At 59.1% G+C, this 20,835-nt stretch carries 22 protein-coding genes; 7 read left to right on the top strand and 15 right to left on the bottom strand.

Translation table 11 applies throughout. The features are described from left to right. Positions 1-22: 22 nt before the first annotated feature. Both CK911_RS12310 and CK911_RS12305 read right to left on the bottom strand, forming a co-directional pair. A complete protein-coding gene (locus CK911_RS12310; protein WP_042022892.1) occupies positions 23-319 on the bottom strand; it encodes an MliC family protein in 297 nt (98 codons plus the stop codon). A gap of 60 nt (positions 320-379) precedes the next feature. Then, positions 380-784: an OsmC family protein gene (locus CK911_RS12305; RefSeq protein WP_068978037.1), complete on the bottom strand. Its 405-nt coding sequence runs from the start codon at positions 782-784 to the stop codon at positions 380-382. A 327-nt stretch (positions 785-1,111) separates the two neighbouring features. Here CK911_RS12305 and crp point away from each other — a divergent pair, with 327 nt between their 5' ends. After that, complete coding sequence (gene crp, locus CK911_RS12300) at positions 1,112-1,750, top strand: cAMP-activated global transcriptional regulator CRP (protein ID WP_042022897.1); 639 nt, start codon at positions 1,112-1,114, stop codon at positions 1,748-1,750. Between the two features lie 127 nt (positions 1,751-1,877). After that, on the top strand, positions 1,878-2,678 hold the full coding sequence (locus CK911_RS12295) for a putative RNA methyltransferase (protein WP_042022900.1): 801 nt from the start codon (positions 1,878-1,880) through the stop codon (positions 2,676-2,678). Positions 2,679-2,854: 176 nt separating this feature from the next. On the opposite strand, the gene CK911_RS12290 is transcribed toward CK911_RS12295, so the two are convergent. After that, on the bottom strand, positions 2,855-4,192 hold the full coding sequence (locus CK911_RS12290) for an MATE family efflux transporter (protein ID WP_042022902.1): 1,338 nt from the start codon (positions 4,190-4,192) through the stop codon (positions 2,855-2,857). A gap of 155 nt (positions 4,193-4,347) precedes the next feature. Here CK911_RS12290 and CK911_RS21215 point away from each other — a divergent pair, with 155 nt between their 5' ends. The 3 genes from CK911_RS21215 to CK911_RS12280 all read left to right on the top strand — a co-directional run bounded on the left by CK911_RS21215 (position 4,348) and on the right by CK911_RS12280 (position 7,250). Further along, positions 4,348-4,512, top strand: a complete 165-nt coding sequence (locus CK911_RS21215; protein WP_157774558.1) for a hypothetical protein — start codon at positions 4,348-4,350, stop codon at positions 4,510-4,512. Between the two features lie 24 nt (positions 4,513-4,536). Continuing rightward, a complete protein-coding gene (locus CK911_RS12285; RefSeq protein WP_098970255.1) occupies positions 4,537-5,220 on the top strand; it encodes a glycerophosphodiester phosphodiesterase in 684 nt (227 codons plus the stop codon). Positions 5,221-5,372: 152 nt separating this feature from the next. Beyond that, entirely contained in the window at positions 5,373-7,250 is a 1,878-nt protein-coding gene (locus CK911_RS12280) for a methyl-accepting chemotaxis protein (RefSeq protein WP_098970253.1), read from the top strand. A gap of 230 nt (positions 7,251-7,480) precedes the next feature. Here the strand turns inward: CK911_RS12280 and CK911_RS12275 are convergent, their stop codons facing one another. The 5 genes from CK911_RS12275 to CK911_RS12255 form a co-directional block, all read right to left on the bottom strand. Further along, positions 7,481-8,437 (bottom strand): D-2-hydroxyacid dehydrogenase, encoded by a 957-nt coding sequence (locus tag CK911_RS12275; RefSeq protein WP_098970251.1) that lies wholly within the window; start codon positions 8,435-8,437, stop codon positions 7,481-7,483. A gap of 154 nt (positions 8,438-8,591) precedes the next feature. After that, positions 8,592-9,356, bottom strand: a complete 765-nt coding sequence (locus CK911_RS12270; protein WP_098970249.1) for a DUF3530 family protein — start codon at positions 9,354-9,356, stop codon at positions 8,592-8,594. A 135-nt stretch (positions 9,357-9,491) separates the two neighbouring features. Continuing rightward, positions 9,492-10,058: an elongation factor P gene (gene efp / locus CK911_RS12265; protein WP_042022911.1), complete on the bottom strand. Its 567-nt coding sequence runs from the start codon at positions 10,056-10,058 to the stop codon at positions 9,492-9,494. Between the two features lie 45 nt (positions 10,059-10,103). Further along, positions 10,104-11,312: an elongation factor P maturation arginine rhamnosyltransferase EarP gene (gene earP / locus CK911_RS12260; protein WP_098970247.1), complete on the bottom strand. Its 1,209-nt coding sequence runs from the start codon at positions 11,310-11,312 to the stop codon at positions 10,104-10,106. Positions 11,313-11,407: 95 nt separating this feature from the next. Further along, entirely contained in the window at positions 11,408-12,451 is a 1,044-nt protein-coding gene (locus CK911_RS12255) for a GMP reductase (protein WP_042022914.1), read from the bottom strand. A 381-nt stretch (positions 12,452-12,832) separates the two neighbouring features. On the opposite strand from CK911_RS12255, the gene CK911_RS12250 reads away from it, so the two are divergent. Continuing rightward, complete coding sequence (locus CK911_RS12250; protein ID WP_098970245.1) at positions 12,833-13,327, top strand: RimK/LysX family protein; 495 nt, start codon at positions 12,833-12,835, stop codon at positions 13,325-13,327. 38 nt (positions 13,328-13,365) lie between these two features. On the opposite strand, the gene CK911_RS12245 is transcribed toward CK911_RS12250, so the two are convergent. From CK911_RS12245 to CK911_RS12215, 7 genes are all read right to left on the bottom strand, one after another. Then, positions 13,366-14,802, bottom strand: a complete 1,437-nt coding sequence (locus tag CK911_RS12245) for an ATP-binding protein (RefSeq protein WP_098970243.1) — start codon at positions 14,800-14,802, stop codon at positions 13,366-13,368. After that, a complete protein-coding gene (locus CK911_RS12240) occupies positions 14,799-15,485 on the bottom strand; it encodes a response regulator (RefSeq protein WP_098970241.1) in 687 nt (228 codons plus the stop codon). The genes CK911_RS12245 and CK911_RS12240 overlap by 4 nt, the downstream gene beginning before the upstream one ends. A gap of 130 nt (positions 15,486-15,615) precedes the next feature. After that, positions 15,616-16,248: a tetratricopeptide repeat protein gene (locus CK911_RS12235; protein ID WP_098970239.1), complete on the bottom strand. Its 633-nt coding sequence runs from the start codon at positions 16,246-16,248 to the stop codon at positions 15,616-15,618. A 1-nt stretch (position 16,249) separates the two neighbouring features. Further along, positions 16,250-17,119 carry an SDR family oxidoreductase gene (locus tag CK911_RS12230; protein WP_098970237.1) on the bottom strand — a complete coding sequence of 290 codons (870 nt, stop codon included), beginning with the start codon at positions 17,117-17,119 and terminating at the stop codon, positions 16,250-16,252. Positions 17,120-17,153: 34 nt separating this feature from the next. Then, positions 17,154-17,807, bottom strand: a complete 654-nt coding sequence (locus CK911_RS12225; protein ID WP_098970235.1) for a TenA family transcriptional regulator — start codon at positions 17,805-17,807, stop codon at positions 17,154-17,156. Beyond that, the gene (locus CK911_RS12220; RefSeq protein ID WP_098970233.1) at positions 17,804-19,300 is read right to left on the bottom strand and encodes an AMP-dependent synthetase/ligase; all 1,497 of its coding nucleotides are present in this window, start codon (positions 19,298-19,300) and stop codon (positions 17,804-17,806) included. Before CK911_RS12220 ends, CK911_RS12225 begins: the two co-directional genes overlap by 4 nt. After that, positions 19,297-19,971: a thermostable hemolysin gene (locus CK911_RS12215; RefSeq protein WP_098970231.1), complete on the bottom strand. Its 675-nt coding sequence runs from the start codon at positions 19,969-19,971 to the stop codon at positions 19,297-19,299. Before CK911_RS12215 ends, CK911_RS12220 begins: the two co-directional genes overlap by 4 nt. A 183-nt stretch (positions 19,972-20,154) precedes the next feature. Here CK911_RS12215 and CK911_RS12210 point away from each other — a divergent pair, with 183 nt between their 5' ends. Beyond that, positions 20,155-20,802, top strand: a complete 648-nt coding sequence (locus CK911_RS12210; RefSeq protein WP_098970229.1) for a class I SAM-dependent methyltransferase — start codon at positions 20,155-20,157, stop codon at positions 20,800-20,802. The last annotated feature ends 33 nt before the right edge of the window (positions 20,803-20,835 follow it).

Below are 20,835 nucleotides of genomic sequence, written 5' to 3'. Positions count from 1 at the left end.
CCGCAAGGGAGAGTGCATTCATCTATTTACGGGTACAGGTCAACAGGGTGACCTCTTTTTGGGTCAGCGTGGTCTGTTTTTCCTGATTCCAGAAGGTGGTCACGCTGTCAGAATATTTCTCGCCAGACTCCGACTCGACTCGAGCAAGCTTGTGGTAAACCCCGTTGTAGGGGAACTGCACCATGTCAGCCTGGGCATCATAGGTCACGGCTAACAGCTCTTCACCACACTGATACTGGTTGTATTGATACTGGGTCGGCTGTGGGCTGGTACATGCCGCCAGACCCAGTAGAGGAAGTAGGGCTATCAATTTTTTCATTGCACTTTCCTTATGTAATGGCCTAACGCCATGGCTTTTCCACGTAACAATTATCAGTTATCAGGCTTCAAGAATTTGATAACTATGGGTAATTTGTACCGCTTTTTCCAGCATCAGGGAAACGGAACAGTATTTTTCCATCGATAGCGTCACAGCTCTGGCAACCTGCTTCTCTGCCAGCCCGGTGCCGGTTACCACAAAATGCAGGTTAATTTTTTCAAAAACGCGCGGGGTGCTCTCTACCCGTTCACCGTTCAGTTCTACGTGGCATGCGGTCACTGATTGACGTGCTTTCTCGAGAATGGAAACCACATCAATAGAGCTGCAGCCACCCACCGCCAGCAGGATCATCTCCATCGGGCTCACCCCTTCTCCCGGATTAGCACCATCCAGGGTCACGGTGTGACCGGATTCGCTCTCACCGATAAATTTCATCCCTTCCACCCAGCTGACTTTGGCTTTCATCTTGTTCATCCTGTTGCTTGTTATGGCGTGTTCATTATGTCCCTAGCATACCCCAGCTATCGAACCGGTGGCATCTCTGCGCCTGATGCTCAGAAAGCGACGAGTTGGGAGGGAAATAGATCAAAATCAACATCTGTTACCGCCATCTTCCCTAGAATGACCCACGCAGCGCAGCAGGCATTACTCAAAGGGCTCTTTCAAAAGCCCGCAAAGCCTTGTCAGCACAGACAAAGGCTCTTATCCTACTGCGACTAATACAAGGAATGGCAAGATTGGCAGCTTGCCCGGACGCACAAGTCCATAAAAAGACACTACAGAGGAATTCTCATGGTCATTGGCAAACCGCAAAGCGATCCCACCCTGGAATGGTTCTTGTCGCACTGCCACATTCATAAGTATCCCGCCAAGAGCACCCTGATCCATGCGGGTGAAAAAGCGGAGACCCTCTATTACATCGTCAAGGGTACGGTGGCCGTCTTGATCAAGGACGATGAGGGCAAAGAGATGATCCTCTCCTATTTGAACCAAGGCGACTTCCTGGGCGAAATGGGGATGTTCGAAGAAAATGACAATCCTGAGCGTTCTGCTTGGGTGCGTGCTAAGGGCTCCTGTGAAGTCGCAGAGATCTCCTACAAGAAGTTCCGCCAGTTGATCCAGGTCAACCCGGATATTCTGCTGCGTCTCTCCGGTCAAATGGCCAAACGCTTGCAACATACCAGCCAGAAAGTGGGTAACCTCGCTTTCCTGGATGTGACCGGCCGGATCGCCCAGACCTTGCTCAACCTGGCTACCCAGCCAGATGCCATGACCCATCCGGATGGCATGCAGATCAAGATCACCCGTCAGGAGATCGGCCAGATTGTCGGCTGTTCTCGTGAGACTGTGGGCCGCATCCTCAAGATGCTGGAAGAGCAGGAGCTCATCTCTGCCCATGGCAAAACCATAGTGGTTTTTGGCACCCGCTGATTGTTGAACCAATGACCGGATAATGGTCTTGGGATCAAAAAGGCTGCTACGGCAGCCTTTTTGGATCCTCTCCCCTATAATCCCGAACGCCCTTCCCTGTACCATGGCGTCAGCCAAGAGAGTTTGTATGCATCTTCAATGCCCCCGTTGCCGCAGTCCGCTCCATCTTCATGAGGCCTCTCAAGGCCGCTATTGCGACAACAAACACCACTTTGATCCGGCTCCGGAAGGTTATCTGGATCTGATCCCCGGTAATAAAAATCCTAAAGACAGCGACAGCCGTGCGCTGATGCGCGCCAAACACCACTTTTTGGAGCAGGGACACCAGCTGCCACTGGTCGAGGCAATGGTGGGTCTGCTCTCCAACCTGCCCGAGCAAGAGCTGATCCATCTGGGCTGTGGCGAGGGTTACTATTGCCGTGCGCTGGCTGCACGCCTGCCCGGTTGGCAGTTTAGTGGCATCGATATTGCCAAGAACACCATCTTTGCTGCCAAAAAGGCCCAGCCAGAGAACCAGTTTGTCATTGCCGATCCTGCCCGTGCCCCGTTACAACCGGGTAAAGCACAGGTGTTGCTGGTCAATGACCTCAAGGTCAAGAGCGAACTGCTGGCGGACTGGTTGGCCCCAGGCGGTTACCTGCTCTATTTGCAGCCGGGTCCGCGTCATCAGTGGCAACTGCGGGTCAGCCTCAACCCGGTGAGCATGGAGCATCCCCTGAGTTGGCCCACTTTGCCGGGGCTGACTGCAATGGGGCAACAGCGCTGCCAATTCGCTCTGCAGATGGATCAAGCCCTGCGCAGCTTTATTCTGGAAACCAGCCGTCTTGGCTGGCGAGCCACTGGCGAACAACGCCATGCCTTTATCCAGCAAGGGCCGGATGAACTGGAACAGGATCTGCTGCTGACCTTGTGGCAAAAGCCGCTCTGATAGCATGAAAAACGGCCCTGTTTTGTTGAAAACAGGGCCGTTTTTGTGCCTAAGAGAATATGTTATCGATGGATGCTGACGATGGCTTGCGCCATGTTTGGCGACACATTCCCCCGACGAACCGGCATCCCTTATATGAATGTGCAGGGTGTTACCCGCCCTGCACATTCATCTATCTATCCGGCCAATGGGTGTGCCCTTGACTCCTTGCGCATCGCCCGCCACATCACCAGTACCAGCAACGAGCTGCAAGTCGGTAGCGCCAACCAGACGCCGGGTACCCCCCACAGGGTCGAGAACCCCCACAAGAAGCCACCGATCAGCACCAGCTTGCCGCCGGTGAGCAGTGAAGCGATGCGCGCACGGTTGATGGCCTGGAAATAGGTGGCCCCCACCAGCAGTAACCCTTCCATCGGCAACCCCCAGAAATAGAGCCAGATCCCGAGGCTAGCCACCGGCAGCAAGGTTGCGTTGTCACCGGCAAACAGATAAACCGCCCCTTCCGGCCATAGATAGAGCGGTATCATGGCGCACAGGGCGATCCCCAACGTCACCCCGAGGGCCAGATTGCGCACCCGCAACACCCGCTGCCAGTGACCCGCCCCGGCGTTAAAGCTGGCGATGGGCTGGATGCCCATGGCGATCCCCTCGAACACCAGATAAAAGAACGCCTCGGTGTAGCTGATCACCCCGTAGGCGGCCACATGCAGCGAAGTACCCACAGCTAGCAGCGCCTTGTTATGCAGCGCCAGTACCACCGAGAGGTAGAGGTACATCAGAAAGCTCGATACCCCGAGTCGCACCGTTTCGGCCATCAGCGTGAAATCAGGGCGCAGGGTGTCCCAGCTGATCCGCAGCTGGCTGTGCGGCGTGAAGAAGTGCCACAGACAGGCGAGGCCGGTGACGGCCTGGGAGATCATGGTGGCCGTTGCCACCCCGGCCAGCCCGAACGGGAACACCACCATCAGCAGATAATCGAGCCCCACATTAAGTAATCCTCCTACCACCATGATGATGGTGACAAACCCGGGTCGGCCATCGTTGCGCAGCAGTGAGCTGAATGCCATCGACAGCACCGCAAACACCCCGAGCCAGGCGTAGGCCTGCAGATAAGCAAGACCTGCCGTGAAGATCTCCCCTTCCGCCCCCATCCAGGCCAGCATGGGCTCGCCATAGCGGACCCCGATAAAGCTGAGCAACGCCGAGGCCAGCAGTACCATCACCAGCGCATTGCCGACGATATGGCGGGCTTTGGCCGGGTTGCCCTGCCCCAGATAAAAGGAGACCAGCGACGAGGCTCCCATGCCGATCAGGGCCCCCACCGCATAGAGCACGGCGCAGATGGGATAGGCCAGCATAAGACCGGCCATGCCATCCTGACCGAGCAAGTGGCCAACGAAGATGCCATCGATGGTGACATAGATGCCGGTGATCAGCATGGCAGCCACGGTCGGGGTTACGTAACGCCAGAAAAGGCGAGATAGTGGGGCAGTGCCCAGATCAACAGCTGACATGTTCGGCTCAGTGGAGGGAAAGCGGCGAGGATAATAGCGAAACAGCGCAATAACTGCCTGTTATTTATGTTATGAATCATTAATGTAGACGGCTTTACCCGTCTCCCTGAGCTGTTTTAGGCTAGGGCCACCTCTTCTGAATGGAAACGAGCCTCATGTTGCAACGCCAGCTCACCCTCCTGTTGCTCTCTTTGGTGTTAATGTCGCCAGCGGCACAAGCCGAAACCCTGTTGCAGTGCGTGCCCAAGAGCAATACCCCGGAAAATCAGAAGCTGTACGAGAGCTATCAACAGATTGACATTCACCTGAGCCGCGGCTGACCCGCGAGGTAAAAGGAGCGGAATATGCAGATTATTGCCCACCGTGGCGCCAGCGGTCTGGCACCGGAGAACACCCTCAAGGCGATGGCCAAAGCGCTGGAGTTGGGAGCGCCAGCTATCGAGATCGACGTGCAGGCGGCCGATGGCGAGTTGTGGGTATTCCACGATCGGCGGTTGGAACGCTGCAGCAACGGCAAGGGGGTACTGACCGAACAAGCTCGCGCTTATCTGGAGCAGCTCGATGCCGGTGAGGGGGAGGTGATCCCGACCCTGTGGCAGGTGATGGAGATCATCGCCGGACGCTGTGAACTTCACATTGAGCTCAAGGGCGCTCATACCGCCGACGCGGTGGCAGCCCTGACCCTGCGGGCAGAAACAGAGCTCGGTTTTGCTGCCTGTCAGTGGGTGGTCTCCTCCTTCCACCACCCTGAGCTGGCCCGATTTGCTGCTTTGCGGCCCGATATCCGGCTCGGCGCCCTGACCGCCAATCTGCCGTTTACACTGGCGCAGTTTGCCGAAGATCTGGGGGCCTGGTCACTCAATTGCGATGTGGATTTTGTCGACCGGATGCTGGTTGAAGATGCCCATAGGCGCGGGTTAAAGGTGCTGGTTTATACCGTTGATTATCCTGAGGATTATGAAATGCTCGCCAGCATGGGGGTCGATGGAATCTTTACCAATCGACCTGATCGTTTGCTGGTGCCATGAGGGCGCGATACACATATGGATAAGCACTGATTTAGGCACTAACTTTAAATAGCAGTTCGGGATACAAAAAGTTCAACAACGGCCGATAGCTACTGGCTCATAACAATAACTTGCATACACACACTCTGACTGACGCTCACAAGGATGTAACCATGAACTTATCCATAAAAAACAAGCTGGTCCTTGCGATAGGGATCATCATTCTGGTGATCACCGGCCTGCAAGTCTGGTACAACACCACGCAACTGCGCAGTGAAACCCAGCGTCTGGTCTGGAACATCATCGACGAAAGCTCCATGGCCAACGTCAAGGGGATCTCCCGCTGGGTCGACTCCCGGATCAGCATAGTCAGCACCACCAAGGAATCATTCGCCAAAGAAGATGAGCCCATCAGCCATCTGGCCCAGTCGATGAGCGCAGGTGGCTTCGACCTGGTCTATGCCGGTACCGCTGATGGCAAGATGATCCAGAGCAAACCCACCAACCTGCCCGCCGGTTATGACCCCCGTCAACGCCCCTGGTACCAAGATGCCATGGCGGCAGGCAAACTGGTCATCACGGCGCCCTATGCCGATATCTCCAGTGGCCAGTTGATCGTGACCATTGCCGAGCCGTTTCAGCGTGGCAACACCCAGGGGGTCATCGCCGGCGACGTCTCTATCAGCGCCCTTATCTCGGATATTCTGGCGGTCAGCTCCGAAGGGACTTATGCCATTCTGGTAGACAGCAATGGCACCATTATCGCGCACCCTGATGCCTCCCTGAGCTTGAAACCTGCCACTGCTCTGGCACCCGAGTTGACCGCCTCTTACATCAACCAGATTGCCCATGACGGCATGATCAACGAGCTGGTGATCAGCGGCAAGAAAGAGGTCTTTGACTTCAACGCGATCCCCAATACCAGCTGGTATTACGGCATGATGGTGGATGAAGAGACCGCCTACCAGTCGGTACGCAGCATGGTCACCTCCTCCCTCATTCAGGGGCTCATCACCATACTGATCGTGGCTGGCTTCTCCTATGTCGCCATCAACGGCTCGCTGGCCCCCCTGAAAACCCTGGGCGAGGCGATTGCCGATCTCTCCCGTGGCAACGGCGATCTGACCCGCCGCATCAAGATCGAGCGTGAAGATGAGGTGGGCGCCGTTGCCAAACACGTCAACACCTTCATCGACCGGATCCATGTAATGGTGCAGGATATCTCCAACTCCTCCGGTCAACTCAACCAGCAGGCCAAGTCCTCCCACAGCATGGCGGAGAAGGCCAATCAGGGGCTGGCACGCCAGCAAAACGAGATCTCCCAGATCGCCACTGCGGTACACGAAATGTCAGCCACTGCGGTCGAGGTAGCCAGTAACGCTGAGCAGACAGCAGATGCGGCTCGTTCGTCTTCTAGTAGTTGTGAGCACGGCAAGCAGGTGATCGCTCGCAATCAGCGCTCCATCACTGATCTGGCGACCCAGGTAGAGCAGGCCTCCAACATCATTCAGGAGCTGGAGAAGAACGCTCAGGAGATCAACACCATCCTTTCTACCATTCAGGGCATTGCCGAGCAGACTAACCTGTTGGCATTGAACGCGGCGATTGAAGCCGCCCGGGCGGGCGAACAGGGTCGAGGTTTTGCGGTGGTCGCCGATGAGGTGCGGGTATTGTCACAGCGTACCCACAGCTCCACCGTCGAGATCCGCAGCATGATCGAGACTCTGCAGCGCAACACCCAGGGGGCAGTCAGCACCATGCACGAAGGGCAACAGCTGGCACAAAATAGCGTGGATGATGCCAACAATGCCACCCATGCGCTGGAGCAGATCACCACCTCGATCAACCAGATCTCCGACATGGCGACCCAGATTTCCAGCGCCGCTGAAGAGCAACGGGCTGTCACCGACGAGGTAAGCCGCAACATTCAAGCGGTGAAAGATGTGTCCGACGAACTGGCGGTAGATGCAGACAGCTCCCGGAATCTTTCTGAACAACTTAAAAATATTTCGGGGGAGTTGAGCAATCAGGTCGGCATGTTCCGTATTTAACACTGATAGCCAGTGGCCTGTTGGCCCGGCTCTTATACAAAAATCCCCGCCTTGTCTGGCGGGGATTTTTTTGATCTGCAGATCATGTTTTAGCGCGGGTTCGTTCAGGGGCTAAGCCCCCACCTTCATCTGGATGCCACGCTTTGCACTGATACGCTGAGCAGGGTCAGCAGATGCAAACCCGTTGACCAGGGGGGCTCGCTGCTAGATGCGGATTGCAGCGCTGTGGTTCAGACCAGCCGGTGCTGGCGGCGACCGGCAGCGAAAGCGTTGATGTTATCGATCAGTTGATCGGCCAAGCGCTGCATCGACTCCTCGCTGGCCCAGGCCACATGAGGGGTCAGAATGAAGTGGGGGTATTGCAGGGCCTTCATCAGCGGGTGATCGGGGGGCGGAGGTTCGACACTCGCCACATCGAAGCCTGCGCCACCGAGCTGGCCATTGGCCAACGCTTGCAGCAGCGCCTCCTCATCCACCAGTCCACCACGGCCGACGTTGATCAGCAAAGCGCCCGGTTTCATCAGATCCAGCTCCCGCTCGCCAATCAGGTTGCGGGTGTAGGGGGTGAGCGGGCAGTGCAGACTGATCACATCCGAGCTTTGCAGCAGTTCATCGAGAGGCAGGCGATCCTCATCGTGGCTGGCGCCAACCTGACTCTGGGCGTAGCGCACCGTCATCCCCATCCCTTTGGCTCGCTCGCCAAGCGCTTGGCCAAGGGTGCCCTTGCCGATGATGCCGAGCTGCTTGCCGTGCAGATCCATGATGTTGTGGTCGAAGAAGCAAAACTGGCCGCTCTGTTGCCAGCGCCCTTCCAGCAGCGACTGGCGCCAGCAGAAGAGGTTGCGCGACAGGGCCAGCATCAGCGCCATGGCATGCTCCGGCACTGAGGGGCCCGAGTAGTTACGGATGTTGCACACCCCGACGTTGGCGGCGCGGCATGCCGACAGATCCACGTTGTCACTGCCGGTGGCAGCCAGTGCGATAAGCTTGAGATCCGGCAGTTGAGCCAGCTCTGCGGCACCGATCCGCACCTTGTTGATGATGGCGATGCTGGCATCTTTCAGCCGCTCCACCACCTGTTCCGGGGCGGTACGCGGATAGCTCTGCCAGTGGTGGGGGAAGTCGGGGTGATGCAGGGTGATGCCTGCATCCAGGGTATCGCTGTCGAGAAATACGATTTGCTGCATGGACCTGCCTGCCATTTTTCCGGGTCGAGGGGCCATGATGCCAAAGAGGATGCGGTCAGGGCGAGCCCGCATCTCCTTTATGTCGGGGCTTTATCCGGCGGATGTGAGCTTGCGCGCGCTTTGGCGTCTGATGGTTGCTGCGGTGGGGGTCAGCTTAGAGCCAGCCCAGATGATTGAGCCACCCCTGAATGCGGGTGGGGGTCTCCCCCAGTTCCATTAGCGCGTAGGGGCGATAGTTGAGTTTGTGGCTGCGCCGGCTCTCGCTTCTACGGGCCTCTGCGGCTAAGAGTGGCCAGCGGCCGCCATCCTCCTGATAGAGATCGAGGGTGGGGATGGCAGCCTGAGCCACCTGTTTGGCCAGCATCTGATTACTCTGCTGATTGGGGAAGAAGCCGTCGAGCAGTACCAGCGCATCGGGGGCGGGCAACTGTTCGCTGGCGATGAGATTGGCGGTCCAGGCGGCGCCGGTGCCTTGCGCCAGGATCAGCTTGAAGCCTCCCTCTTGCAGCTTGGCATCGGCCAGCTTGCTGATCCGCTCGGCAAACTGCTTGCGAAAATCGTCGCTGTTTTTCGCTTTTTTCTCGGCGGCGGGGTCGAATTCGATCTGCTGGGGGGAGGGGAGCAGCAGCAGGGTATCAAAGCCCAGCTGGCCAAGGGCGCGGGTCAGTTGCCACAGCTGGCCGCTGCGCTGCCAGTCTGGCAGCAAAATGGCCAGCCCCAGATAGTTTTCACTGTCGTGTTTGGCAAACAGCACAGTCTGCTTGTCGATCTGGGTGGCATCGGGCAGCCCTTTCCAGTCGCTGGCTTGCCAGTGATCGAGAGGGAGTGGTTCGGCGACGGGGGGCGTGACTTCGCTCGCTTGCGTCACGTTGCCAGCCAGCATGGTCAATAACAGCAGTGATAAGGATAATCTGGCCATAGTATGCACCCCCGGTTAACAGGGTTAGCGGCGGCGGCAGGATTTTCTGAAGGCGGGCAGTGTGATGGCAAAGCGGAAGCAATAAAAAAGCGAGCCGTTGGCTCGCTTTTTTTGCACTCAAGACAAAGCAATCAATTAGTTGACGCGACGCTTGAATTCGCCGGTGCGGCTGTCGATTTCGATCTTGTCACCGATCTCTACGAAGGCGGCAACAGCCAGCTCGTAGGTAGTGCCCTTCAGACGGGCAGGCTTGGTCACTTTACCGGAAGTGTCGCCACGAGCGGACGGCTCGGTGTACTCAACTTCGCGAACGATAGTGGTCGGCAGTTCCACGGAGATGGCTTTCTCGTTGTAGAAAGTTACTTCGCAGATGTCTTCCATACCGTCTACCAGGTAGTTCAGCGCGTCACCCAGGTTGTCTTTCTCGATGTCGTACTGGTTGTACTCGGTGTCCATAAAGACATACAGGGGATCGGAGTAGTAAGAGTAGGTGCACTCTTTACGCTCCAGCTGAACCACGTCCAGCTTGTCGTCGGCCTTGAAGACGGTCTCGGTGGCGCTGCCGTTCAGCAGGCCTTTGAGCTTCATTTTGACCACGGCGGAGTTACGGCCGGATTTGTTGAATTCAGCCTTCTGAACCACCATCGGCTCGGTACCGATCATGACTACGTTACCAGCGCGGATTTCCTGTGCGGTTTTCATGTAAAAAATTCCTGTTCGTGAAACGGACGGATAAAAACTGCCAGATTATATACGGCTTTCTAAAAATTTCACCAACCGCGTGACGAGATCCCCATCCCTGAGCAACTTCTGTGACCAGCTTCGCCCATGTTGCTGCCAAATGGCGCTATATCGGGGCCATTGGGCCCAAAGTTCGCCTGTCTCCTCCCCCTGATTGAGGGCATGGCTGAAATTTCGTAGCCATTGGGCTGCGTCTGCGGGCAGTTCGGCCAGATAGTGATCGAGAAAACCGTCCAGTTTGATCATGTGGGCCTGCTCTTCTTGCGGGTAGATGTGCCACAGGAAAGGACGGGCAGCCCACTGGGCCCGCACGAAGGAGTCCTCCCCGCGCACCAGATTGAGATCGCAGCTCCACAGCAGCCGATCGTAACCGGCCTGATCGGTCATCGGCAGCAGCTTGATGGTGAGATTGCCCGAGTGGAGCAGATCCCCCGCCTTGGCGGTGGTGATGGCCTCTTCAAGGCCTGCGCCGCGCAGCACATCCTGCAGCGAGCGGCCCAGCGGCAGCAGCAGGATGACGGGGATAGCGCTCTGGCACCAGCTGTTGACCAGACTCACCAGCGCATCGCTTTCGTAGGTAAAGAGGCTGACCCGCAGCTCGTTCTCTTGTTGCGCTGGCAAACCGAGACTGGCCCAGTAGGCGGCAAGGCCTGCCTTATCCTGTTGCCACCGCTCTCGTTCGGCGATGAGCCCCTGCTCACACAAGAGGCCACCGGTTTTAGCCGTAAAGCCTGGAAAGAAGAAGAACTTGTTGAGGCTCTGGTTACCGATACGTTGCGGCGAGGCGAGGGCATGGCAATCCTCGACCCAGCTCTCCGCCGAGAGGTACTCCAGATTGATCCAGCAGGGGGGCTTGGGTTGGCTGGCCATCTGCTCGGCCATTCGTTCAATGAAGGGGGCGGGTAGCTCGCAGGCAAAGGCTTCGATCACCACCTTGGCCGGGGTCATGTCAGTTGGCAGGGTCTCATGCCAGTGCTGGATATAGATGCCCTCGACCCACTGGCCATCCTGCGCCGGATCGAGCCCCGGACAGATGCGGGCAAAGCTTGCCAGATCGTCCACCCAGAGCCGCACCTGTACCTCATTGCCGTGGGTGGGGATATTTCCCTCCCGCTTTAGCTGGCGAGCGAGCCGCCAGGTGACGCCGATGTCACCGAAGTTGTCTACGACGCAACAGAAAATATCCCAGTCAAAGGGGGGCAGGGGGCTGGCCATGGTTCGGGGTTCCAGATGCAAAAAACCGGTGCGCAGGGTAGCACACCGGTGGATTGGCTTCTAACCGTCAGCGCGTGACGGTGGTCTGCTGCAAGTTACTCCTTGCCGTAGACGTTGTTCTCCTGCTCGTGTACCCGGATAAAGGTGGTGCGCTTGGTGAGTTCCTTGAGCTGGCTGGCACCGACATAGGTACAGGTGGATCGCACACCGCCCAGAATGTCGCGCACGGCGTTTTCGACCGGACCACGATAGGGCAGCAGCACGGTTTTGCCTTCGGAGGCGCGATACTCGGCAACACCACCGGCGTGCTTGTCCATGGCGCTGGAGGAGCTCATGCCGTAGAACTTCATGAAGGGCTCGCCGTTCACATCAACGATCTCGCCGCCGCACTCCTCGTGGGCTGCCAGCATGCCGCCCAGCATCACGAAATCGGCACCGCCGCCGAATGCCTTGGCCACATCGCCCGGGCAGGTGCAACCACCGTCCGCGACGATCTGGCCACCGAGGCCGTGGGCCGCATCGGCACATTCGATAATGGCGGAGAGTTGCGGGTAGCCAACGCCGGTTTTGACGCGAGTGGTGCAGACCGAGCCCGGGCCGATGCCGACCTTGACGATGTCGGCGCCAGAGAGGATCAGCTCTTCCACCATCTCGCCAGTGACTACGTTGCCCGCCAGAATGACGTGGTTGGGGCAGGCTTCACGGATTTTGCGCACGAACTCGACAAAGTGCTCGGAGTAGCCGTTGGCCACATCGACGCAGATGAAGCGCAGCGCCTCGGACATGGCGAGGATCTGGCGGGTCTTGGCGAAGTCATCCGGCGAGGTGCCGGTCGATACCATCACATGGCCCAGCAGGGCCGGATCGGTGTCGTTGACGAAGGTTTGCCACTGCTCAAGACTGTAGTGCTTGTGTACTGCGGTCATCATCTCGAAGCCAGCCAGGGTTCTGGCCATGGCGAAGCTGCCGACGGTATCCATGTTGGCGGCGATAACGGGAACGCCTTGCCATTGAGTCTGGGTGTGCTTGAAGGTGAACTGACGGGTCAGGCTGACTTGGGAACGGCTCTTGAGAGTAGAGCGCTTGGGGCGGAACAGGACATCCTTGAAACCGAGCTTCAAGTCTTCTTCGATACGCATTACGAATTCCTTATTGAGCCTTGTTGAAAGTCACTTTTGCAGTGGTCAATTTTCGGCAGGCGCAAAAAAACCGGCGGTTTTCAGGGCCTCCGGTTTACAACAGTGTAGGCAAAAATCCCGCCAGAACAAGACTGATAATTCACTCATTGTTGTGGTAGCCTTTGGCGTCACAACCTGAGGTTAACCACCAGCTTCATCTAGCACCACTCGGTGCCTTGCTCCCCCTCGATATTCCCGCCCGCTTGGGCTGCCGTTCGGCCACTCTTTGTCGTCTCTCTTCTGACCTGCCCGGCATTATCCAAGTAACTGAAATAAATCGGATTGACCACTGATGCGACTGTGGTAGATCTGGTCGCTGGATTGATAAGGCAGGGCAGTAAAATGGGCAAGATGATGGTGGGGATAACCCTGATGCTGGCACTGTGTGGCAGTGCGCTGGCAGAGACCCCGACCAGCTATGGCTGGATCGAGAAGGGACTTATTTTGCCTACCGGGGTGGCGGTGAAGATGAAACTCGACACCGGTGCACTCACCTCTTCCCTCGATGCACGCGCCATCACCAGATTCAAACGGAATGGGAAACCCTGGGTGCGCTTCATGCTGGTGGTGACCGATGCCGACAGCGGCAAGCTGATCAAGCAGCAGTTCGAACGGCGGGTCGAGCGCAGCGTGACGGTGCGCGGGGCAGGCGGTATGGAGCAGCGGCCAACGGTGACCATGTCCATCTGTCTGGGGGACAAGGTGTATGAGGAGTGGTTCACCCTGCGGGATCGCAGCAAGATGATCTATCCGGTGTTGCTGGGTCGCCGCCTGCTGGCGGAGCTGGGCCCTGTGGACTCCAGCCGAACCTTTACCGTGCAGCCAGCCTGTCATTGAAAGCAAACAGCCCGCATCGCGGGCTGTTTGCTTATCGCTTATCTTGCCGGCGGAAGCGGGAGTAACACACTCACCTCCAGCCCCCCTTCCGGCCGGTTGTGGACATCGAGATCGGCGCCGTGCAGCTGGGCAATGCGCGACACGATAGCCATGCCGAGACCCACGCCATCCCCCTGCTGGGGATTGACCCGAAAGAAGCGTTCATACAGCCGGGGCAAGGCGCTGGTGGGAATACCGGGGCCATTGTCGCTAACATCCACCCTGATCCGGTTGCCCTCCCGATCTACCCGCACCCTGATCTCCCCCTCCGGCTGGGTGTAGCGCAGCGCGTTGTCGATCAGGTTGCTGAACAGCAGGTCGAGCAGGGTGGCCTGACCCATCACCAGCAGCGGCAATTCACACTCCAGCGACAGCTGCTGATCTTTTCGCAATGCGATGGGCGCCAGCGTTGCGAGGGTGCCTTGCAGTAGATGGCCCACCTCCAGTTCGGTCAATACCAGCCCCTGCTGGTTGTCGATGCGGGCCTGGGTCAGCAGCTGGCGGATCAACCGATCGCTGCGATCGAGGGCCTGCAGCATCTTGTGCAGGGACTGTTGGCGGCTGGCGTCATCAATGGCCGCCAAGGCATTTTCACTGTGAATGCGCAGCACTGCCAGCGGGGTACGCAGCTCGTGGGCCGCCTCGTTGGTGAACTGTTTCTCTCGCTCTATGGTCTCGGCAAGGGCATGCATCAGGCGGTTGATCTCGTTGGTGAGCGGGGTCAGTTCATGGGCGCTGCTCTTGAGATTGAGCGGGCTCAGGTTAGCCGGATGGCGCTCGCTGATCGCTTGTGCCAGCTGGCGCAAGGGAGCCAGCCCGCGGGTGATGAGCCACCAGAGCAGGGCCAGCAGGAAGGGCAGGGTGATCAGCAGCGGCAGCATGGTGAGGGTGGCCATCTTGCTGGCCAGTTCGCTGCGTTCGTCGTCCCGCTCCGCGACGACTAGCCAGGTCTGCTCCTGCTGGTTGTAGAGGGTGAAGGTGCGCCACTGGTGGCGATCTTTTTCAACTGTGTCGAAGCCGCGTGCCAGGGTGACCAGCGGCTGATCCGGAGCGCTGGGGGAGCGCAGCAGTAGCCCGCCCTGCTCATTGAGCAGTTGGAAGTAGAGATTGCGCTCGAACTCATGGCCATAAAGGGTGGTATCCCGATCCTCGCCGCTCAGGTTGAGGCTGGTATCTTTTTGCCAGTTGTCGGGGTTCTGTTGTTCCCACTCCTGATAGACGGTGCCGTTGGCGGGCAGTTGTCCCTGCTGGGCCATATAGCGGCCCAGCAGCTGGTTGGTGATGCGGGCTGACTGGGCGAGACGGGCATCGAACAGCTCTTCCATCTCATGGCTCGCCTCCATATAGCCGATCACTGCGCTGATGGTGAGGCTGAGCCCCACCAGCGTCAGGATACCGGTGAGCAAAAAACGTCGTATGGAGCGGGGGCGTTTCATCTGGTGGGGCTCCGGGTTGCCTGATCAAGCTGGGGGATGATATAGCCGACCCCGCGAATATTGCGGATGAGGTCGCTGTAGAACTTCTTGCGCAGATGGTGGATATGCACCTCTACCGCATTGCTCTCGGCCCCCTCGTCCCAGCCATAGAGGCTCTGTTGCAGCTGATCCTTGCTCAGCACCCGGCCGCTCTGGCTGATCAGCTCCTGCAGCAGTTTGTATTCGTGGGGAGTGAGCTTGACCACCTCCCCCTGATAGGTGACCTGCTGGGATTCGGGATAGATGAGGATATCGCCATACTCCAGCACCGCCTGAGCCTGCCCCTTGCTGCGGCGAACCAGGGCACGCAGGCGGGCGTTGAGCTCCTGCAGGGCGAAGGGCTTGACCATGTAGTCGTCGGAGCCGGCATCGAGGCCGACCACCCTATCGTCCAGCGCATCGCGTGCGGTGAGGATCAGCACCGGTAGCTGGTGTCCTTCACGGCGCAACTTGCGCAGCAGGCTGAGGCCGTCGATATCGGGCAGGTTGAGATCGAGGATCAGGGCGGCGAATTCGTCGCTCTTGAGGGCTGTCAGGGCGGGCAACCCCTGTTGCAGCCAGTCCACCGTATAGCCGCTATGGCGCAGTGCATCCTGCATACCATCCCCCAGCATCACATCATCTTCTACCAGCAGGATCCGCATTCTTTTCTCCCTTGTTGTTGGGTGTCGCGATCTGGTTCAGCGCCAAGGCTTGCCGTGGCATAAACAACGCTGCCCACCAGTATGCAAGCTGGTGGGCAGAGTTTAAATAGATCTTTGATCCATCAGGGGTTTATAGCTTGGCTAGCTTTTCGCGGATCTCCATTTTGCGCCCTTCGTCAGCTACTTCGCGGCCCGGACGGGCCGGGGCTGCGAACGCCTTGTCGAGATAGGTTTTGGCCTCGGCCTTGCGACCCTGATCCAGCAGGAAGTCGCCATAGAAGAAGTTGGGGTCGATGCCATCCGGATTGATGGCCAGCGCCTGTTTGAGCAACTGCTCCGCCTTCTCGTCATCGCCAAAACCGACCGGCCAGCCGGGCACCTGATAGTAGAGCGAGCCCAGACTGGTGTAGGCAGAACCGTCCAGCGCCTTAGGATCCTGCTTGAGCGCCAGCTCCAGCTTGGCTTTGGCCTCTTTCACCAGACCCAGTGCCCCCAGCCCCCCTTTGGCCCCCGCCCAGGTGCTCTTGACAATGGCTGACCAGATCAGCAGATCGGCGCGAAAAGGCTCCTTGGCGCTGGCCGCTTCGGCCTGGGTGCTCAGGGTTTCGAGGCAGCTCTCTTTCGCCTTGCCGGTCTGTTGATACTGGCAGACGGCCCACTGTTGCTGGATGGGCGCGAGGGCATCATCCGCGGCCATGACCGAGGTGGATCCCAGCAGGATGGCGATGGCACAAGAGGTAACTGATTGACGGACAAAGTTCATATTAATGTTCCTTCTTGGTCGGGATCGGGCGGGACAAGTCTGGTTGTGGCGCACTGTTGGCGCTGGTATCAGTCGTCCTTGGCTGAAGATGACGGGCATAACGTTTGATAATTGGCAGCTGTCTGGCCAGCGCTTTGTCGACGATGCCGGGCAGCAGGGCATTGAGCCGCACGAACAGTTTTTCCGGCCAGCCGAGCCAGCTGCGGCGAGTTTCGTTGCACAGGGCGATGACCGCCTCTTCCGCTACTTCCTGCGGGCTGTCGGTCTGGGTGCCAAGCGCCGCATTCATCTCATATGCCGCTTCGGAGTTGAGCTTGGTGCGGGTGGCGCGGGGAGCAAAGTGCAGCACCTTGATGCCGCTGCCCTCCAGCTCCCGTCCCAGCGCTTCGCTAAAGCCGCGCATGGCAAATTTGCTGGCGCAGTAGACGCTGTAACCGGGGTAGCCGATGCTGCCCAGGCTCGAACCCATGTTCATGATGATCCCCGGTTTGCGCATGGTTGGCAGCAGGGCGCGGGTCAGCTGGATCGGCGCCTCGATATTGAGCAGCAACTGGCGCTCTACCTGCTCCGCACTCTGATCTTCTAGCCAGGCAAACTGGTTGCAACCGGCGTTGTTGATCAGGATGTCGATCCCGTTCTCCAGCGCCGGGTGTTGCAACAGCTTGGCCCGCTCCTGGGCAGAGCCGAGGTCGGCGAGCACCACCTGATGGCGCTCGGGATGAGGCAGTGACTTGCACAGTCGCTCCAGCGCCGGACCGCGACGGCCGTGCAGCAGCAGGTGGGCCCCCTGGGCCGCCAGCTCCTGCGCCAGCTCCTCACCTATGCCACCGCTGGCGCCGGTGAGCAGCACGAGTTTCCCTTCAAGCTTCATGTTGTGGGTTCCCTTTTTGCTGTCTGCTGCCGATTTACACAGTGGCGGTGAGGTTGTAGAGCATCTCGCCATAGAGGCGGTAGACCACCTTGGTCGAGTGGATGATGGCCGCCTGATCCGCCGGGCTCTCGACCCGATCCATCAGGGATTCGAAGAACTTGAGGTGCTCCTGATCCAGAGTACCGTGGGAGCTCAGGTAGCTCATCGCTTGTGGAGGCAGTCCGAGGCCGCTCTTCAGCTGGTCGGCGACGGTGAGGGCGATGGCCACGCTGGTGCCTTCCAGTACCTGCACCATGCCGAAGAAGCCCATGGGGTTGCCGCGCTGGATCTGGTCATAGAGGAAGGCGACCATCAGCTCGATGGGCAGCCCCGGCTGGCCGTGGCGCACCGCCTCGGCATCGCCGCCACAGGCGCGGATATCATTGAGGATCCACTCCTGATGGCCATACTCCTCGTCGATGTACTCGGCAAGGGCACCGCGTACCCACTCGTACTCCTGACCCAGCTTGCCGCCGGTTGCCATCAGCAACGGAACGGTCTGGCGCACGTGGTAGTAAGCCTGCGCCAGAAAGGCGAGATAGGTGTCACGGCTGATGTCGCCACGGCGACAGGCTTCGATGATGGGGGCGTTGAACAGATGCTCGCGCTCACTGGCAGTGGCTTGTTGCAGAGTCTGGTAGAAGCTCATGAGGATTCTCCTGTAAGGCATTGGCTAATTTGCTGGGAAAAGTGTTGGTAAATCTCGTTGCGGCGAGGGCGCCCGTTGGCGGTCAGCAGCCCGGGATGTTGATCCAGTGCGACCGGCAACCAGTGGTGCAGCCGGGCATAATCGGGCAGCCGCTGGTTCAGACCTGCGATCTGGCGTGGCAGGTCCGCCTCTTTGCCCGGCAGGGGCTGGATCAGCGCCACGTTGGCGGGTTGACCATCGCCAAAGACCACGATGCGGGCGATGGCGGGGCAGAGCTGGGCCTCGGCCTCCACCCACTCCGGTGAGAAGTTGCGGCCAAAGGCGGTGATCTGGACATTCTTCTTGCGCCCGGTGATATGGAGGTAGCCCTCATCATCCAGATGACCCAGATCGCCAGTGGCGATCTGCATGGCAGAAGGTTCGCCAGTGGCAATTTGTTCGGGAGTCGGTTCGTTGCTGCCGAGATACCCCAGCATGGCACTGCCGCGCACCATAATTTCGCCGTCGGTGGCGATGGTGACCTGACAGTGGGGCAGGGGGCGGCCCACGCTGCCTGGCTTGTCAGCATCCGGACTGTTGAGTGCCACCACGGAGCCGCACTCCGAGAGGCCATACCCCTCATACACCGGCAGGCCGAGCTGGCGGGCATGAGCGATAAGGTCAGGTGCCACCTTGCCGCCACCGACGGCAATAAAGCGCAGGCTCTTGAGCTGCTGGGCCAGCGTCGGTGTGCTGCTGCAGAGCGCCAGCAGCAGGCGCAGCAGTTCGGGCACCAGCACCAGACTGTGGGTTGGCCAGCGCAGCAGGGCCTCCCCAAGCATGGCTGCATTGAGCGAACTGGAGCCGGTGAAGCCGAGCTCCCCGAGGGATGGAATGCGGCTGCAGGCGCCGGTCAGCAGCGGCACATAGAGGCCGGTGATGTTCTCAAGCAGGGTGGCCAGCGGCAGCAGGGTCATGTGTTTGGCCACCTTGGCCACAGCGACCCGCTCGGCCAGTGCATTGCTCACCGCCATCATCTGGGTCAGTGACAGGCAGACGCCCTTGGGCTGGCCCGTGGTGCCGGAGGTGTAGGTGATCTTGGCGGTGCCCTTGGGCAGCGCCGGTCGATTGGCCGGGGTATGGCGCCACAGCGGCAGTTCTCCGCTGACCAGCAAGAGCGGCTCGGCGGCGTGCCATCCCTGATGGGCAGGGCCAACCAGCGCATCGGCGCCGCTGCTCTCCAGCAACCACTCTTGCTGGGCCAGGCTGAAGAAGTGGGGCACCGGGATCACTACGATACCGGCGCGGGTGCAGGCGAGATCCAGCAGCGCCCAGGGCAGGCCGTTGTCCAGTTGCAGCGCCAGACGGCTGATGTCGAGCTGTTGCAACTGGCTGGCCAGACGCTGGATCTGTTGCCACAGGGTCTGATAATCCAGGCGCTGCTGGCTGCTCAGCAGCGCAGGGGATTGCGGATCCTCGCGGGCATGTTTGGCGATGGCGTCGAACAGGCTCATTGGGCGCACCTTTTTTGATGGGTCTGGTTGTCACTGCTCTTGCTGGTCTCGTCAAACAGGGTCGGCATGGGGGCCAGCAGATTGAGCAGCAGACTGCTCTGGGCCAGCACCTCGCGTCCCTGATTGATGTCACCCACCATCACCTTGGGTTGGCAACGGTAGTACTCACCCCAGGCGTCGGCATCGGTACCCACCTGATGGGCCTCTGCGAGAGCCAGCTCCACCGGATTGAGTTGCAGACGGGCAAAGCTGTTGCGCAGCTTGGCGGTGCCGGTAAAGACCACGTAGTCGAGGGCGTTTTCACACAGCAGACGACACAGCGCCGCAAACATCAGGCGGGCATTGCCCGGTTCGCTGCAGGCCAGATTGCCCACTTCGATAATGCGGTTGCGTGCCGGATAGACCCCGAGGCGGGTGTTGATGGCGGCCTCGATGGGTTGCTCCAGATACTGTTCCAGATAGAGAGGCCCCTCACTGGCATGATTGAGACCACAGGCGCCGACCAGTGTCCCGTCCGCCCGATAGAGCCCCAGCAGACAGGGGAGAAAATGGGGGATGCGGGCGTTGAACTCGAGGGTATAGGCGGCCTGGATATAGGTTTGCAGCGCCATGACCTGCTGCGGGGACTTAGCTAGCAGCAATCTGTAGGGGGCTTGGATCTCGATGGTCATGGGTGACTCCTTCTCTTGCGATGGGTTTAGAGTAAAAGGGCAAACTTAAGAAACCCTTAAGGAGCCAAAAAGATTCGGCAAACCATACCGGCTGAACAGTGTTGAAAAACAGTTGCCAGCGGCAGGCATGGCAGGCAATCTGCGCCGCTGTTATCCAACAGGAAGCACCCAAGAGGAACCGCCATGTCATCCAGTGTCTGCTGCCCCCTGTGTGCCAGCCTCCGTGCTTACCCCCTGCCGGTGGCAGGCAAGCGCTATCATCGCTGCCTCGCGTGCGAGCTGGTCTGGCTGGACGAGGCGGATCATCTGGATGAGGCGGCCGAGAAAGCAGTCTATGACGGTCACGACAACCGGGTGGATGATCCCCGTTATCGCACCTTTCTGATGCGGGCCTTTGGCGAGGTGTTGAGCCGGGTGCCACCCCCTGCCAGTGGCCTCGATTTTGGCTGTGGCCCGGGCCCTGCGCTGGTGGCGATGGGTCGTGAGGCGGGTTACCTGATGGCGGGGTATGACAAGTTCTACGCCAACGCTCCCGAGTTGCTGACGCGCCAGTACGATTTCATTACCAGTACCGAGGTGATCGAGCATATCGCCGAGCCGCGCACGGTGCTGGCGCAGTTGTGGGATTGCCTCAAGCCCGGTGGCCTGCTGGTGTTGCAAACCCAGCGGGTGCTCAGTGACGAGCGGTTTAAAAACTGGCGCTATCGCCACGACCCGACCCACATCGTCTTCTTTGCCGAGGCATCGTTTCAGGTGTTGGCAGCCAGCTGGCAGGCCGAGCTCAGCTTCCCCCACGCCGATGTGGCGGTATTGAAAAAATGCACGCCCTGAGGCGTGCCTTCGTCTGTTACTCGTCGGATTCTT

Origin of the sequence: Aeromonas sp. CU5 (assembly GCF_002586745.1) — a bacterium.
Taxonomy (GTDB): domain Bacteria; phylum Pseudomonadota; class Gammaproteobacteria; order Enterobacterales; family Aeromonadaceae; genus Aeromonas; species Aeromonas sobria.
This window is presented reverse-complemented; position numbering and strand designations above follow the sequence as displayed.